The sequence below is a fragment of the Brevundimonas bullata genome (genome assembly GCF_014207965.1).
GTDB lineage: Bacteria > Pseudomonadota > Alphaproteobacteria > Caulobacterales > Caulobacteraceae > Brevundimonas > Brevundimonas bullata_A.
Genome location: NZ_JACHLM010000001.1, coordinates 355,929 through 370,544 on the forward strand (window position 1 = coordinate 355,929; position 14,616 = coordinate 370,544).

15 protein-coding genes are annotated in these 14,616 nt (G+C 69.2%); 7 read left to right on the top strand and 8 right to left on the bottom strand.

Translation table 11 applies throughout. The features are described from left to right. Positions 1 to 83: 83 nt before the first annotated feature. On the bottom strand, positions 84 to 887 hold the full coding sequence (locus HNP51_RS01780; protein ID WP_260398282.1) for a C40 family peptidase: 804 nt from the start codon (positions 885 to 887) through the stop codon (positions 84 to 86). Positions 888 to 966: 79 nt separating this feature from the next. Beyond that, entirely contained in the window at positions 967 to 2,352 is a 1,386-nt protein-coding gene (locus tag HNP51_RS01785) for a M17 family metallopeptidase (RefSeq protein ID WP_184266386.1), read from the bottom strand. 93 nt (positions 2,353 to 2,445) lie between these two features. On the opposite strand from HNP51_RS01785, the gene HNP51_RS01790 reads away from it, so the two are divergent. From HNP51_RS01790 to thrS, 4 genes are all read left to right on the top strand, one after another. Then, positions 2,446 to 3,276: a tetratricopeptide repeat protein gene (locus HNP51_RS01790; protein WP_184266389.1), complete on the top strand. Its 831-nt coding sequence runs from the start codon at positions 2,446 to 2,448 to the stop codon at positions 3,274 to 3,276. Positions 3,277 to 3,486: 210 nt separating this feature from the next. Then, positions 3,487 to 3,957, top strand: coding sequence for an iron-sulfur cluster assembly scaffold protein (locus HNP51_RS01795; protein WP_184266391.1), 471 nt, complete (start codon positions 3,487 to 3,489; stop codon positions 3,955 to 3,957). Between the two features lie 80 nt (positions 3,958 to 4,037). Continuing rightward, complete coding sequence (gene yidD, locus HNP51_RS01800; RefSeq protein ID WP_105562548.1) at positions 4,038 to 4,286, top strand: membrane protein insertion efficiency factor YidD; 249 nt, start codon at positions 4,038 to 4,040, stop codon at positions 4,284 to 4,286. Next, positions 4,283 to 6,223 (top strand): threonine--tRNA ligase, encoded by a 1,941-nt coding sequence (gene thrS, locus HNP51_RS01805; RefSeq protein ID WP_184266393.1) that lies wholly within the window; start codon positions 4,283 to 4,285, stop codon positions 6,221 to 6,223. The genes yidD and thrS overlap by 4 nt, the downstream gene beginning before the upstream one ends. A 196-nt stretch (positions 6,224 to 6,419) precedes the next feature. On the opposite strand, the gene HNP51_RS01810 is transcribed toward thrS, so the two are convergent. After that, positions 6,420 to 7,202 carry an SDR family oxidoreductase gene (locus HNP51_RS01810; RefSeq protein ID WP_184266395.1) on the bottom strand — a complete coding sequence of 261 codons (783 nt, stop codon included), beginning with the start codon at positions 7,200 to 7,202 and terminating at the stop codon, positions 6,420 to 6,422. Further along, positions 7,199 to 7,495: a 4a-hydroxytetrahydrobiopterin dehydratase gene (locus HNP51_RS01815; RefSeq protein ID WP_184266396.1), complete on the bottom strand. Its 297-nt coding sequence runs from the start codon at positions 7,493 to 7,495 to the stop codon at positions 7,199 to 7,201. Before HNP51_RS01815 ends, HNP51_RS01810 begins: the two co-directional genes overlap by 4 nt. 280 nt (positions 7,496 to 7,775) lie before the next feature. Between HNP51_RS01815 and HNP51_RS01820 the strand changes: the two genes are divergently transcribed. From HNP51_RS01820 to HNP51_RS01830, 3 genes are read left to right on the top strand one after another with little or no spacing between them, the layout of a single operon-like run. Continuing rightward, a complete protein-coding gene (locus HNP51_RS01820) occupies positions 7,776 to 8,558 on the top strand; it encodes a class I SAM-dependent methyltransferase (protein WP_184266397.1) in 783 nt (260 codons plus the stop codon). After that, positions 8,546 to 10,129, top strand: coding sequence for a 2-polyprenylphenol 6-hydroxylase (gene ubiB / locus HNP51_RS01825; RefSeq protein WP_184266398.1), 1,584 nt, complete (start codon positions 8,546 to 8,548; stop codon positions 10,127 to 10,129). The genes HNP51_RS01820 and ubiB overlap by 13 nt, the downstream gene beginning before the upstream one ends. A gap of 22 nt (positions 10,130 to 10,151) precedes the next feature. Further along, positions 10,152 to 10,613 carry a hypothetical protein gene (locus HNP51_RS01830; RefSeq protein WP_184266399.1) on the top strand — a complete coding sequence of 154 codons (462 nt, stop codon included), beginning with the start codon at positions 10,152 to 10,154 and terminating at the stop codon, positions 10,611 to 10,613. Between the two features lie 3 nt (positions 10,614 to 10,616). Here HNP51_RS01830 and arfB read toward each other — a convergent pair whose 3' ends face one another. The 4 genes from arfB to HNP51_RS01850 form a co-directional block, all read right to left on the bottom strand. Then, positions 10,617 to 11,018, bottom strand: a complete 402-nt coding sequence (gene arfB, locus HNP51_RS01835; protein ID WP_184266402.1) for an alternative ribosome rescue aminoacyl-tRNA hydrolase ArfB — start codon at positions 11,016 to 11,018, stop codon at positions 10,617 to 10,619. Further along, complete coding sequence (locus HNP51_RS01840; RefSeq protein WP_184267517.1) at positions 11,015 to 11,473, bottom strand: YaiI/YqxD family protein; 459 nt, start codon at positions 11,471 to 11,473, stop codon at positions 11,015 to 11,017. The genes arfB and HNP51_RS01840 overlap by 4 nt, the downstream gene beginning before the upstream one ends. A 288-nt stretch (positions 11,474 to 11,761) precedes the next feature. Continuing rightward, positions 11,762 to 13,105: an amidohydrolase family protein gene (locus tag HNP51_RS01845; RefSeq protein WP_184266404.1), complete on the bottom strand. Its 1,344-nt coding sequence runs from the start codon at positions 13,103 to 13,105 to the stop codon at positions 11,762 to 11,764. A 3-nt stretch (positions 13,106 to 13,108) separates the two neighbouring features. Next, positions 13,109 to 14,605, bottom strand: coding sequence for an amidohydrolase (locus HNP51_RS01850; protein ID WP_184266406.1), 1,497 nt, complete (start codon positions 14,603 to 14,605; stop codon positions 13,109 to 13,111). Positions 14,606 to 14,616: the final 11 nt, after the last annotated feature.

Consider the following 14,616-nt stretch of genomic DNA (forward strand, 5'->3'; position numbering starts at 1 on the left):
ACACACCGACAAGACTTCGGTGCAGCGGATGCAGCCAAAGGACTTGGTCCCCGCCTCCGCGGGGATGAGCGGATTATTGTGGCTTAGATCCGCCGGAACACGGCCGAGGCGAAGCCTTCGCCGGTCAGCCGGGCCTCGACTTCGGCCAAGGCTTCGATGACCACGCCGCCGTGGGCGCCGGTTGCGTGGATGACCTGATCGGCATCGACCATGATGGCCGAGTGGCCGGTCCAGTCTTGGTCGCGGTTCGGGGCCATCCAGACGACCAGATCGCCGCGCTGGGCGGCGTCTCGGGCGATGGAGCGGCCCAGATCGGCCTGGGCGTCCGAACGGCGCGGGCCGGGAAGACCGCAGGCCAGCAGGGCCTGCTGCACCAGACCCGAACAGTCGGTCTCGAAAGACGAACGGGCGCCCAGCGCATGGGGGCGGCCCAGCAGACGTTCGGCCACGGCGACCGGCTCGCGCTCAAAATCGCCAACGGGTTGCAGATCGGCGTCGGCGACGCCCTCGGCGGCCTCGCCCACCAGGGCGTTCAGCGGCAGGGCGGCGGTGACGGAGGCGACGCGGCGGCTGGCCAGAGGCGCGCCGGGCGACAAAACATCGAGGGCCACCCAGCCGACCACGCCGTCGCGGCGCGCCCGACCCCAGGCGCGCTCGCCCTGACGATGCAGAACGTCGAAGGCCTCGCCGTGCAGCAGCTGGTCGATGCGGTGATCCGCGTCCGACAGGATGTCGGCCACCGGAACCCGGCAATGCATGGCCTCGGTGCGGCGATAGGCCTCGGCCCGCATCAGGCCTTCCAGCGCCTGCTCGGCCAGCACGATCCGGTCTCCATCCCGAAGGATCAGAGGCGGGCCGGGCGGGATAAGGGCCAGAAGATCGGACAAACAGGGCCTCAGCGGCGGTTCACGCGGGTGAACCGCCATATGTAAACGCCGAAGCCAAATCGGGCGTTAACGGCCTCGACTATTTCGCGAATCGGTCGCGCAGATAGCGATAGCAGGCGCGCAAGCCTTGCGCCTCGCCGCCCTCAGGATGTCCGGGACGGGCGCGCGGGTTCCAGGCGAAGATGTCCATGTGGGCCCACGATCCCGTCGTCGGGGCGAACTTCTGCAGGAAGAGGGCCGCCGTCACCGACCCGGCCTGGGCCCAGGCGGCGGAATCATTGCGGACATCCGCGATCTCGCTGTCCAGCGCGGCGCGATAGCCAGCCCACAAGGGCATCCGCCACAGGGGATCGCCCACCGCCCGGCCAGCGCTGAGGATGCCCTCGGCCAGGGCCTCGTCGTCGGTATAGAGGGGCGGCAGTTCGGGGCCGAGCGCCATGCGCGCCGCCCCGGTCAGGGTGGCGAAGTCCAGCGTCAGGTCGGGTTCATGCTCGCCCGCCCGCGTCAACACATCGGCCAGAATCAGGCGGCCTTCGGCGTCGGTATTGCCGATCTCGATGGTCAGGCCTTTTCGGCTGTTCAGGATGTCGCCGGGGCGGAAGGCGTCGGCGGAGACCGCGTTCTCGACGGCGGCGACCAGGACCACCAGACGCACCGGCAGGTCAGCCTGCATGATCAGACGGCCGAGCGCCAGGGCATGGGCCGAACCGCCCATGTCCTTCTTCATGTTGCGCATCCCGGCGGCGGGCTTGAGGTCCAGACCGCCGGTGTCGAACACCACCCCCTTGCCGACCAGGGCCACCAGCGGCAGGTCGGTCCGGTCCAGCTTCCAGCCGATCTCCAGCACGCGCGGGGCGCGATGCGGAGCGGCGGCGCGGCCGACGGCGTGGACGGCGGGGTAGTTTTCCTCCAGCAGGGCGTCGCCGGTCGTGACGGTCAGGGTCGCGCCCGAGCCTTGCGCGATCTCGCGGGCGATGGTCTCGATCTGCAACGGCCCCATGTCGGCGGCGGGGGTGTCGACCATCTCGCGGGCCAGGGCGGCGGCGGCGGCGATATTCAGCGCCTCGGTCAGATCGAGGCCGACGGGCGCCACCAGACGCGCACGACCGCGCTCGGGGCGGGCCTTGTAGCGGTCGAACAGATAGCCGCCGAGGGCGAAGGCCAGAGCCGCCTGCTGGGCCGCTTCACCCTCGACACCGTCGAGGCGCCAGTCGCCGGCGGGCAGACGGGTCGGCAGGGACCGGGCGGTCATCGGCTCGAAGACGTCGCCGGCGCCGAACAGGGCCTCAAGCGGCGCGCCGTCGTCGCCGGGCACGATCAGAAGCTGACCCGCCTTGCCGGTGAAGCCGTTGGCCTCGGCCCAGGCGACCGATTTGCCGCTCAGCCCCTGCCCTTGCGCGATCACGCGTACAGGACGCGCAGCATCGGAAGCGGCGATCAGCAGGTCGGAGTGAACCACGGACATGGGGCGAGCCTTTCCGGCCGTTAAGGCCGATTAACCAAACCTTGACCCGGAGGCGCGACGCTGGGGCCGCAGGAAACCGTCCGGACCCTCTCCATGTCGCGCACCGCCGCCGCCGCCGCAACCATGACGCTGGCCCTTATGGGTCTGTCGGGCGCTGTTCAGGCGCAAACCCCTGCCCCCGCGACGGCTCAAGCCGCGCCCGCCCGCAAACCCGCCGACGCCGCGACGCGCGCCAGCTATGACCGCGCCGACGCCCTCAGCCGCTCGGTCTTTTGGTCCAACGAGCAACAGATCAATCCGATGGACCCCATCGCCGGGGTCCGCATGGCGCAGGCGCTGCGCGAAATGGGCCAGTTCGATCAGGCCGCCGAAACAGCGCAGAACGTCCTGACCGTCCAGCCCGCCAACGTCGAGGCCATGCTGGAGGTCGGCCGCGCCCATATCGCGCGCGGTCAGGCCTTCTATGGCATCAACGCTCTGGAACAGGCGCGCGCCGCCGCCCCGCGCGACTGGCGGCCCCTGTCGCTGCTGGGCGTGGCCTATCAGCAGGTGCGCCGTCCCGACGACGCCAAGGCGGCCTGGAATGAGGCCCTGCGCCTGTCCCCCGACAATCCCGACGTCCTGACCAACGCCGCCATCGCCCAGATGGGCGAGGGCAATGCGCCGTCGGCTGAAATCCTGTTGCGCCGCGCCGCCGCCCAGCCGAACGCGACCCTGAAGGTGCGCCAGAACCTGGCTCTGGCTCTGGGCCTGCAGGGCAAGACCGCCGAGGCGGAGCAGATCCTCCGCCGCGACCTGCCGCCGGAGGCTGCCGACGCCAACCTGCGCTGGCTGGCCGAGCGGACGGCGGCGGCGGGGGCATCCATTCCGGTCGCCGAGACCGCCGGATCGGCCCGCACCTGGTCCTCGGTGCAGGGCGGCTGAAGACAAACGCCGCGCCTCTCCCTCCCACTTGGGGGAGGGTGGCTGAGGCCGTCAGGCCGAAGTCGGGTGGGGGCGGCAAGGCAAATCAGCCGCTGCGTTCCGTATCACCGCGCCCTCCCCATCCGGTCGCTGCGCGACCACCCTCCCCCAAGGGGGAGGGAGAGGCGTCGCGCTCTTCTCTCTCTGCTCCGAAAGCCCTATCTTCTCCCCATGATCGACGACCTCTACAGCGCGCGTATCCTGTCGCTCGCGGCCAACCTGCCGCACAGCGGGCGGCTGGCGGAACCGCATGGCACCGCCGAGCGCGTGGCCAAGCTGTGCGGGTCCAAGGCCATCGTGGACGTGACGCTGGACGCCGAGGGCCGCATCAAGGAATTCGCCCAGACGGTGAAGGCTTGCGCCCTGGGTCAAGCGGCGGCGGGCGTGGTGGGCGAGAGCATCCTCGGCGCCTCGGCGGCGGAGATTCTTGAGGCCAGAGACGCCATGTTGGCTATGCTGAAATCCGGCGGCGAGGGCCCGGTCGGGCGGTTCGAGGGTCTGCGTGTGCTGAAGCAGGTGGCTGACTATCCGGCGCGCCACGCCTCGACCATGGTGGCGCTGGAAGCCACGCTGGATGCGGTGAATCAGGCGCTCGAGAAACACCACAGCGATACGCGAACTCGCCTCGCCGGCGCGGCCTGAGGCGTCGTCCGGTTGATCCCCCTGCCATGAAGAGGGATAAGCGGCGCGAACCCGAAACAGAGCCCCCGGCGAAGGGACAGATGTCTCTCTACGAACGCAGCGTCCGCGCGGCCCATCGGGGCTATAAGGTGACGCTGTCCCCCTTCTTCGGCCAGTCGTGCCGGTTTCTGCCGACCTGTTCGGACTATGGGCGCGACGCCCTGCTCCAGCACGGTCCGGTTCGGGGGGGATGGCTCACCGTGCGCCGTCTCTGTAAATGCCATCCCTTCGGCGGTTCGGGCTATGATCCCGTGCCGCCCGCCAAGATCGAAAAAGAACGACCGTCATGATCGAACTGAAATTCCCCGACGGCGCCGTGCGTCAGTATCCGGCCGGCTCGACGGGCCGCGACGTGGCCGCCGCCATCTCGCCCTCGCTGGCCAAGAAGGCGGCCCTGGTCGTCTGGAACGGCGAGCAGCGCGACCTGGACCGCGTCATCGACGGAGACGGCGACTTCCGCCTGTTGATGCGCGACGATCCCGAGGCGCTGGAGACCATCCGCCACGACGCGGCCCACGTGCTGGCGCAAGCCGTGCAGGAGCTGTTCCCCGGCACCCAGGTCACCATCGGCCCGGCCATCGAGGATGGCTTCTATTACGACTTCGCCCGCGACGAGCCCTTCTCGACCGACGACTTCGCCAAGATCGAAAAGAAGATGGGCGAGATCATCGACCGGGGCGCGCCGCTGGAGCGTCAGGTCTGGGACCGCGACACGGCGATCAAGCATTTCGAGTCGGTGGGCGAGACCTACAAGGCCGAGCTGATCCGCGACCTGCCGGGCACGGAGACCATCACCGTCTACAAGCAGGGCGACTGGGCCGACCTGTGCCGGGGACCGCACTTCCCGACCACCAAGTTCGTCGGCAAGGCCTTCAAGCTGACCAAGCTGGCCGGCGCCTACTGGCGCGGCGATTCCTCGCGCGCCCAGCTGCAGCGCATCTACGGCACCGCCTGGGCGACCAAGGAGGACCTGGACGCCTATCTGCTGCGCATCGAAGAGGCCGAGAAGCGCGACCACCGCAAGCTGGGCCGCGCCATGGAGCTCTTCCACATGCAGGAAGAGGGCCGCGGCATGGTCTTCTGGCACCCCAAGGGCTGGGTCCTGTGGCGCGTGCTGGAGGCCTATATGCGCCGCCGTCTGGACGCCGCCGGCTATGTCGAGGTCAAAACGCCGCAGGTTCTGGACCGCAAGTTCTGGGAGGCCTCGGGCCACTGGGAGAAGTACCGCCCCAACATGTTCGTCTGCGAGACGGTGGAGGGCGAGACCCTGTCCCTGAAGCCGATGAACTGCCCCGGCCACGTGCAGATCTTCGATCAGGGCCAGCGGTCGTACCGCGAACTTCCGCTGCGCATGGCCGAGTTCGGCGCCTGCCACCGCTATGAACCGTCGGGTTCGCTGCACGGCCTGATGCGCGTGCGCGGCTTCACCCAGGACGACGCCCACATCTTCTGCCGCGAAGACCAGATCGTCGACGAGACGGCCGAGTTCATCAAGCTGGCCCAGTCGGTCCACGCCGACCTCGGCATGGAGACGGCCTACATCAACCTGGCCACCCGTCCCGAGGTGCGCGCCGGTTCGGACGAGTTCTGGGACAAGGCCGAGGCCCAGATGGCCGAAGCCGCCCGCCACGCCGGGGTTGATGTGGTGATCGCCGAGGGCGACGGCGCCTTCTACGCGCCCAAGCTGGACTTCATCGTCAAGGACGCCATCGGCCGCGAATGGACCTGCGGCACGATCCAGCTGGACTATGTCCTGCCCGACCGTCTGGACGCGACCTATATCGCCGAGGACGGCCAGAAGCACCGCCCGGTCATGCTGCACCGCGCGATCCTGGGGTCGTTCGAGCGCTTCATCGGCATCATGATCGAGAACTACGCCGGGGCCTTCCCGCTGTGGCTGGCGCCGACCCAGGCCGTGGTGGCGACCATCACCTCGGACGCCGACGGCTATGCCGAAGAGGTGGCGGCCAAGTTCCGGGCGGCCGGCCTGCGGGTCGAGACCGACCTGCGCAACGAGAAGATCAACTACAAGATCCGCGAGCACTCGGTCGGCAAGGTGCCCGCCATCGCCGTCGTCGGCCGCAAGGAGGCCGAGGAGGGCAAGGTCGCCATCCGCCGCCTGGGCAGCCAGGCCCAGACCATCGTCACCGTCGAGGAGGCCATCGCCCTGCTGACGGACGAGGCCCTGGCGCCGGACCTGAAACGTCTCCGCGACGGCGAGGCCTGAACATGAGAACGCCCCGGTCGAAAGGCCGGGGCGTTTTTCTTGGAGTTCAATGTATCCGCTCATCCCCGCGGAGGCGGGGACCCAGTACTTTGGCTGCGAGCGTTTCGGTCGCCGATCATCACAAAGCCTATCCAGACTGCAGCGTGTGAAGCTCTTACTGGGTCCCCGCCTCCGCGGGGATGAGCGGGATTTTAAGTCACTGCGCCGTCATGCCGCCGTCGATCTTGAACTCGGCGCCGGTGACGAACTTGGACTCGTCCGAGGCCAGGTACAGGACGCAGTAGGCCACGTCGTCGGGCTCGCCGATGCGCTTCAGAGGGATGCCGCGCGCCAGCTTTTCATGCGCCGTCGTCTCGTCGCCGCCGGCCATGGCAACGAAGGGGTCGAGGATGGGCGTCTTGATGAAGACCGGGTGGACCGAGTTGGCGCGCACGTTCCAGCCGGCCTTGGCCGCCTCCAGCGCCACCGTCTTGGTATAGAGCCAGACCGCCGCCTTGGTGGCGTTGTAGGCGCCCATGCCCGGCGCCGCCGCCAGTCCGGCGATGGAAGAGATGTTGACGATGGAGCCCGCGCCGCAAGCCCGCAGGTGCGGCATGGCGTGCTTGCAGCCCAGCATGACGGACTCGATGTTGACCGCCTGAACCAACCGCCAGTTCTCCAGCGTGTCCTGCTCGGCCCAGGCCAGCTGGCCGCCGATGCCGGCGTTGTTCACCAGGATGGACAGGCCGCCCATGTCCTCGGCGGCGGCGGCGACCACGCGGACCCAGTCGTCCTCGCGCGTCACGTCGTGCTCATAGGCGAAGGCGGAACCCGGATGCTCGGCGTTGATGCTGTCGGCCAGGGCCCGCGCGCCGTTCAGGTCGCGGTCGGAGACGGCGACCCTGGCCCCTTCGCGCACCAGCATCCGCGCCATGGCCTGACCCAGACCGCCCGCCGCCCCGGTGATGAGGGCGGTCTTGCCGGCGACGCGGCCGGTCATGCGATCTGGCCCTTGGTGATCTCGTCGATGAAGCGGGCCATGGCCACATCGCGCTCGGTCACGCCGCCCGCGTCATGGGTGGTCAGCAGGACCTCGACGCGGTTGTAGACGTTCGACCATTCGGGATGGTGGTCCGCCTTGTCGGCCAGCAGGGCGACGCGGGTCATGAAGCCGAAGGCGGCGTTGAAGTCGGCGAACTTCAGCGAGCGCGCGATCGCCGGCCGCGGGTCGTCAGCGCGGCGCCAGTCGGGCAGGCCCGACAGAACTTCGGTCACGTCGAGGGCGGCGGTCATGAGCGTCTCCTTGATTTTCTTCAGGCGTATCGCGCGTCCCGACTGGCGGCAAGTCGGCCTTCTCCCTTCCCCTCGAGGGGGAAGGGTCGGGGATGGGGTGTAGACGCCAGGATCGACGATATGGCGCGGGAGGCGACGCGGGCGATGTCTCCGGTGTCTGACCGGCTAGGGCAGCGGCCTCACCCCCACCCAACCCTCCCCCCTCGAGGGAGAGGGCTTTCAAAGGGCTGCGACGCTTCCCCGGATGACGTCGCGCGCGTGAGGCGTTACACCCCCTGTCATGACCCAGGCCGATCCCTCATCCCCCTCCGGCAAGACCTCCTCCTTCGGCTTCCGCGACGTGGACGCCAAGGAAAAGGTGCAGATGGTGCGCGGCGTCTTCAACTCCGTCGCCTCCAACTATGACCTGATGAACGACCTGATGAGCGCGGGCGTGCACCGGCTGTGGAAGGACGCCACGGCGGCCAAGCTGAACGCCCGTCCCGGCGAGGTCATCCTCGACATGGCCGGCGGCACCGGCGACATGGCGCGGCGCTATTCCAAAATGGCGCGCGCGGCCCAGCAGCGTCGCGGCGGCGAGGACGCCACCGTCATCGTCATGGACTACAACGCCGAGATGATCCTGAACGGCGTGGCCAAGGGCGGTGAGCCGGAGATGGCCTGGGGCGTTGGCGACGCCATGAACCTGCCCTTCCCCGACGCCTGTCTGGACGCCTATTCGATCAGTTTCGGCATTCGCAATGTGTCCGACGTGGCGGGCGCCCTGAAGGAAGCGCGCCGCGCGCTGAAGCCGGGCGGACGCTTCATCTGCCTGGAGTTCTCGCGGCCCACGACCGAGGCCCTGCGCAAGGCCTATGACGCCTGGTCCTTCCACGCCATTCCGCGCATCGGCGAATGGGTGGCCAAGGATCGTGACAGCTATCAGTATCTGGTCGAGAGCATCCGTCGCTTCCCCGACCAAGCCACCTTCAAGCGCATGATCGAGGACGCCGGGTTCAGCCGCGTCAGCGTCACCAACCTGTCGGGCGGGATCGCGGCCATCCACCACGGGTGGGCGATCTGAGCCGGCTGTCCGTCAAGACCCCGCCCGCCGCCCCGACGCCGGAACCCGTCCGCGATCCGCTGGGCGCGACACTCCGCCTGATCGGCTGGGGCTGGGTGCTGGCGCGTCACGACGCCCTGATCCCGCGCGAGGCGACCCACCTGCTGCCCGTCTGGGCGCGTCCGTTCGCGGGCGCCGTGCAGATGCTGGCCAGCAAGAAACATCGCGCCGGTCGCCCCGGCCAGCGCGTCGGTCAGGCCTTCGAGCATCTCGGCCCCGTGGCCATCAAGCTGGGTCAGGTCCTGGCCACCCGCGCCGACATCTTCGGCATCCAGTTCGCCAAGGATCTGGGCCGGCTGAAGGACAAGCTGCCCCCCTTCCCGCTGGAGGAGGCCCGCGCCGAGATCGAGCGTTCGCTGGGCCGTCCCGTCGAGAGCCTGTTCCGCGATCTGGGCGAACCCGTCGCCGCTGCGTCCCTGGCGCAGGCGCACCCCGCCTGGCTGGCCGACGGCCGCAAGGTGGCGGTCAAGGTGCTGCGGCCCGGCGTCGAGCGCCGCGTGGCGCGCGGTCTGGATTCCATGCGTCTGGGCGCCAAGCTGGTGCAGAAATTCGTGGCGCCCGCCCGGCGGCTGGAGCCGCAGGCCTTTGTCGAGATCATCGCCCGCTCGCTCCAGCTTGAACTGGACATGCGGCTGGAGGCGGCGGCCGCCTCGGAACTGGCCGAGGTCATGGCCAAGGACGGCTATATGTCGGCGCCCGCCATCGTCTGGGACGGCGTGGGCAAGCGGGTGCTGACGCTGGAGTGGGCCCCCGGCCTGCCGATGACCGACCCGGCGCTGGAGGCCCTGCCCGGCCTCGACAAGGACGCCCTGGCCGACAAGGTCGTGCGCGCCTTCCTGATCCAGGCCCTGGACCACGGCGTCTTCCACGCCGACCTGCACGAGGGCAATCTGTTCGCCGACGCTCCGGCCCAGCTGACCGCCATCGACTTCGGCATCGTCGGACGTCTGGGCCCGGCCGAGCGCCGCTACCTGGCCGAGATCCTGTGGGGCTTCATCAGCCGCGACTACGACCGCATCAGCCGGGTCCACTTCGAGGCCGGATACGTGCCGCCGCACCATTCGGTCGACACCTTCGCCCAGGCCCTGCGCGCCGTCGGAGAACCGGTGATCGGGCGCCAGGCCAGCCAGGTGTCGATGGGCCGCCTGCTGGGCCAGCTGTTCGAGATCACCGCCCTGTTCGACATGCACCTGAGGCCGGAACTGGTGCTGCTGCAAAAGACCATGGTCTCGGTCGAGGGCGTGGCGCGGCGCCTCAATCCCGACCACGACCTGTGGGAGGCGGCCAAGCCTGTGGTCGAGCGCTGGATCAAGCGCGAACTGGGCCCCCAGGCCCAGGTGAAGGAGACGATTGAAGAGGCTGTCGCAGCCCTGAAGGCTTTGTCGCGTCTGGTGCAGAACCCGCCGCAATCTCAGGCGTTTGTGATCGAGAAGGCCGGAACTCGGCCCTGGGTGGTCGCCGCCGTCACCGTCGCCGTCTGTGCGTCGGTCGCCGCCTTGGTCCTGACACTCTGGCCGATGATCGTCACCTGACGTTTCTTCGGAGCCTGCCCAGATGAAGTGTTCGATCCTTGCGGCGGCGGCCTTGGGCGCGTCCCTGATCGCCCTGCCTGCTGCGGCGCAGTCCGCGGCCGCCACTCTGCCGAACGCCTTTGACGAGCCGACGCCGGGGCAAGGCTCCCGGATCGCAGCCGCCCCCGCCACCACCCCCGCCGTGGCGCCCGACATAGCCCGGTCGGAGGAGGCCCTGCGCGCTGCGATCGTCGCCTTCCAGTCCGGTCAGGTCGACTATTCGGTGTTCAGCCCCAACCTGGCGGCGCAGTTTCGCGCCGAAGGGCCGGAATTGGCCCCGCGCGTGAAAGCTTATGGCGCCCTGAAGAGCATCGATTTCGTCGGTCAGCAGGACGGGGCCGACCTGTTCCGCGTGGTGTTCGCCAACCAGGCCACCGACTGGGTCATCGCCTTCGACGACAACGACCTGATCAACGGCCTGCTGTTCCGCCCGGCGCGCGACTGATCCCTAATCCAGCGACGGCTTGCCGCGCCCGCTCTTGATGACAGAGCGCGTGGACTTGCCCTTCAGCCGCCGCTCCTTGGACGCCCGAGTGGGCCGGGTCGGCACGCGATAGACCGGCTTGATCGAGGCCTCGGCCACCATTTCGTCCAGCCGCGCGACGGCGTCGGCCTTGTTGCGCTCCTGGGTGCGAAAGCGCACGGCGGTGATGACGATCACCCCGTCCAGCGTCAGCCGGCTGCCCGCCAGCTTCATCAGGCGTTCTTTGACAGGCTCCGTCAGGCTGGGCGAGTTTCGCACGTCAAAGCGCATCTGGACCGAGGTCGAAACCTTGTTGACGTTCTGGCCGCCCGGACCGCCCGAGCGGAAGAAGCGGAACTCCAGCTCGTCCTCGGGAATGCGGCTCACGGAGCGGCTTTCCGTGCACGGACGACCGCCGTGTCCAGGGCCTGAAGGAAACGCGAACGGTCGGCGGCGGAGAAGGGCGGCGGGCCGCTGGTCGCGACGCCCATGGAGCGCAGATGCTCGCCCACCATGCGCCCGGCCAGGGCCGAGCCGATGGAATCGGGGGTGAAGGGCTGACCGTTCGCCTTCAGCGCCTGGGCCCCGGATTTCAGGCAGCGGTCAGCCAGGGGAATGTCGGCGGTGATGACGATGTCGCCGGTCGCCGCCCGCTCGGCGATCCAGTCGTCGGCCACGTCAGGCCCGGCGTCCACCACCACCTGTTCGATTAGCGGCTCGCGCGGGACATTGATCCAGGCGTTGGAGACCACGAAGACCTTGAGGCCGTAGCGGCGACCTACGCGATAGACCTCTTCCTTCACGGGGCAGGCGTCAGCGTCGATGTAGAGGATGGTGGGCATGGGCGTCTTATGACGTGTCGCGGCGACGGGGAGAAGACGCACGTTTCAGTCCCTTCTCCCGATGGGAGAAGGTGGCCCGAAGGGCCGGATGAGGGTCGGCGTTCTCAGTCGGCGTGAGCCGCCGCGCGACGGGGTCGGCCGACTGAAGCCTTGGCCCCTCACCCTTTCGCCTCACCCATCGCTCCGCCCTGGGAGGCTCAAGCCCTCTCCCGCCGGAGAGGGAAACAAGAAGAAAGCGCCGCGACCTTTCGATCGCGGCGCTCATGCTGGTGCAGAAAATCGAAGAGCTTACTGCGGATAGGCCACCGGCATGGCCCCCTCGCCGCCGGTGCGGTAGCGGTCGCGCAGCAGCAGGTTGCGGGCCTGCAGCGGCTGCTCCACCCCGTCGATGAAGACCGCAGAAGGCTGACTCAGGGGTTCCAGCGGGTCGCCCGACCAGACCACGACATCGCCCGCCGCGCCCGGCTTCAGCTCGCCGAACTGGCCGTCGAAGCCGAAGATGCGGGCCGGGTTGACCGTGATGGCCTGGATGGCGGCCGCGAACGGCAGGCCGTGCGAGACGGCGTTGCCGGCGTTGTAGCGGATGTCGCGGGCGCGGTGGGTCGAGCCCTCATTGCCCTTGATGGCGATGACCACGCCCGCCGCGTTCAGCGCCGCCGCGTTCTGCATCCGCGCCGCCCGCATTTCGAAATTGCCGGGCAGGTTGGTGATCGGGTGCAGCAGGACCGGGACCTTGGCGGCCGCGATCTCATCCGCGACCAGCCAGCCTTCGGCGGCGCCGTCGAGGATGACCTTGACGCCTTCCTCGCGGGCCAGACGAAGGACCTGCTGGATGTCCGAGGCGCGGTTGACGCTGACGATCAGCGGCATGGCGCCGTTGGCCACCGGGATCAGGGCCTCAAGGTCGGCGCGCGACAGCGACAGGTCGCGCAGCGCGGCCCGGTCATAGGCGGCCTTGTTGCGGGCGTAGAGGCGGACCTCGGCCAGGGTTTCCTTGAACAGGACGAACTCGGCCCCGCGCGCGCCGCCGGCGACGCCTTTGCCGGCTTCGCCGAAGGGGGCGACCATGGCCACGCGCGGCTTCACCAGGATGTCGGCGCCGCCCAGCTTGATGACGGCGGCCTGGCCGGCGAACAGACCCGGCGACTGATAGCCGCCGTGACCGGCCCCGGCGAAGTCGCTGTCGTCATGGCTGTGACCGCCGCCCGAGCCTGCGTGCTGGGGCGTGACCACGGCGCGGGTGACGCCGCCGAGGCGGGCCACCGGCAGGGTGAAGGACCAGGGGTCCAGGCCGTAGGACAGGTCGAAGGCCGCGCTCAGGGTGTTGGCGTTGTTCGACAGGTCGTTGGAGCCGCGCACCGAGCCGACTTCCGAACCGCCGAGACCCGAGTCCACGGCGACGAAGCCAGGGGCCACGATCTGGCCGCGCGCGTCGATGGTGCGCAGGCCCGCCGGGGCCGCGCCGGTCCCGACGGAAACGACCTTGCCGTTGCGGATGACGACGGTGCCGTTCTCGATCACCGAGGTGCCGGTCAGGACGCGGCCGCCGGTGATGGCGACGTCCTGCGCCGCTGCGGGACCGACAAGGGCGAGCGCGGCGACGGCGCCCGCAAGCAGAGTTTGGATACGCATGGTTCAGCGAGCTCCCTGGGCGACGCCGGCGGCGGCCTGGCCGAAGCCGGGCTGACCCAGTTCGAAATCGGATACGGGCTGGTAGGCGGGGTTGGACCGGTCGAAGGCCAGACCGCCGTCGATGAAGACCTGATCGGCGCGGGCGTAGACCGAGAAGGGATCGGCGCTCCAGATCACCACGTCGGCGCGCTTGCCGGGCTCCAGCGAACCCGTCTCCTTGTCGATGCCGATGGATCGGGCGGCGTTCAGGGTGATCCAGCGGATGGCGTGCTCTTGCGAGATATTCATCCCGGCGCGGCGACCCGCCGACAGGGCGGCGGCGGCTTCCTGGTTGAGGCGCTGGATCAGTTCGGCGTCGTCGGAGTGGATGACGGCGCAGGAGCCCTCGGGCGCGTCGGTCAGGGCGGCGTTCTCCTCGATGCCGTCCAGGGCCTCCATCTTGAAGCCCCACCAGCCGGTCCACATGGCGGCGCAGACGCCCTCACGCGCCAGCATCGGCGCAATCTTGTAGGCCTCGACCGCGTGGTGGAAGGTGGTGACCTTGTAACCGAACTCCTTGGCCACATCGAGCATGACCGCCATCTCGTCGGCGCGGTAGCAGTGGTTCTGGATCAGGATCGAGCCGTCCAGAACACCGGCGAGCGTCTCCAGCTGCAGGTTGCGGGTCGGGGGCGTGCCCTGCCCCGTCTCGCGCCACTTGTCCCACTTGTCCTTGTAGTCGCGAGCCGAGATGAAGGCGGCGCGATAGCCGGCGACATTGCCCATGCCGGTGGCCGGCGAGGTGTTGCGGCCGCCATAGACGCGGCTCGGGTTCTCGCCGCAGGCCATCTTCAGGCCATAGGGAGCGTTCGGGAACTTCATCCCCTGCATGGTGACAGACGGCACGTTCCTCACCGTCACGCCGCGCCCCCCGAACAGGTTGGCCGAGCCGGGCAGGATCTGGAGCGTCGTCACCCCGCCGGCGCGGGCGGTGTTGAAGCCGGGATCCTGCGGCCAGATCGAATGTTCGGCCCAGACCTGGGCCGTGTTCGGATTGGTGGCCTCGTTGCCGTCGCTCATGCCCATGACGCCGGGCGAGGGATAGACGCCGAGGTGGCTGTGGATGTCGATGATGCCGGGCGTGACGTAGCGGCCGCGCGCGTCGACCACCTTGTGGCCCGCCGGGACCGGGGTGTTCGCCCCGCCGACCGCGGCGATGCGGCCATCGGTGATGATCACCACGCCGCCTTCGATCTTCTGACCGGCGCCGGTCAGGACCGTGGCCCCGACCAGGGCCAGGTTCTCACGCGGCAGGCCGCGATAGGTCGAGGGATAGGGATCCGCATTGGCCCAGCCGTCCAGGCCGGGGGCCATGGTGCGGTCCTTGGACGCAGGAGCGGTCGAGGCCGTCTCGGTCTTGGGCTTGGCGTCGCCGGTCGTGGCGCAGGCCGACAGGGCCAGGGCGCCGAGCGCGCAGGTAAGGACAGCGAGGCTTGGGCCCCGCAGACGGTTAAGCAACATGAGCGAGACCC

Bases quoted from the DNA above. Each gene is read 5' to 3' on its own strand.
- HNP51_RS01785 (WP_184266386.1), bottom strand. From the start codon at position 2,352: ATGTCCGTGGTTCACTCCGACCTGCTGATCGCCGCTTCCGATGCTGCG.
- HNP51_RS01790 (WP_184266389.1), top strand. From the start codon at position 2,446: ATGTCGCGCACCGCCGCCGCCGCCGCAACCATGACGCTGGCCCTTATG.
- HNP51_RS01795 (WP_184266391.1), top strand. From the start codon at position 3,487: ATGATCGACGACCTCTACAGCGCGCGTATCCTGTCGCTCGCGGCCAAC.
- yidD (WP_105562548.1), top strand. From the start codon at position 4,038: ATGTCTCTCTACGAACGCAGCGTCCGCGCGGCCCATCGGGGCTATAAG.
- thrS (WP_184266393.1), top strand. From the start codon at position 4,283: ATGATCGAACTGAAATTCCCCGACGGCGCCGTGCGTCAGTATCCGGCC.
- HNP51_RS01810 (WP_184266395.1), bottom strand. From the start codon at position 7,202: ATGACCGGCCGCGTCGCCGGCAAGACCGCCCTCATCACCGGGGCGGCG.
- HNP51_RS01815 (WP_184266396.1), bottom strand. From the start codon at position 7,495: ATGACCGCCGCCCTCGACGTGACCGAAGTTCTGTCGGGCCTGCCCGAC.
- HNP51_RS01820 (WP_184266397.1), top strand. From the start codon at position 7,776: ATGACCCAGGCCGATCCCTCATCCCCCTCCGGCAAGACCTCCTCCTTC.
- HNP51_RS01830 (WP_184266399.1), top strand. From the start codon at position 10,152: ATGAAGTGTTCGATCCTTGCGGCGGCGGCCTTGGGCGCGTCCCTGATC.
- HNP51_RS01840 (WP_184267517.1), bottom strand. From the start codon at position 11,473: ATGCCCACCATCCTCTACATCGACGCTGACGCCTGCCCCGTGAAGGAA.
- HNP51_RS01845 (WP_184266404.1), bottom strand. From the start codon at position 13,105: ATGCGTATCCAAACTCTGCTTGCGGGCGCCGTCGCCGCGCTCGCCCTT.
- HNP51_RS01850 (WP_184266406.1), bottom strand. From the start codon at position 14,605: ATGTTGCTTAACCGTCTGCGGGGCCCAAGCCTCGCTGTCCTTACCTGC.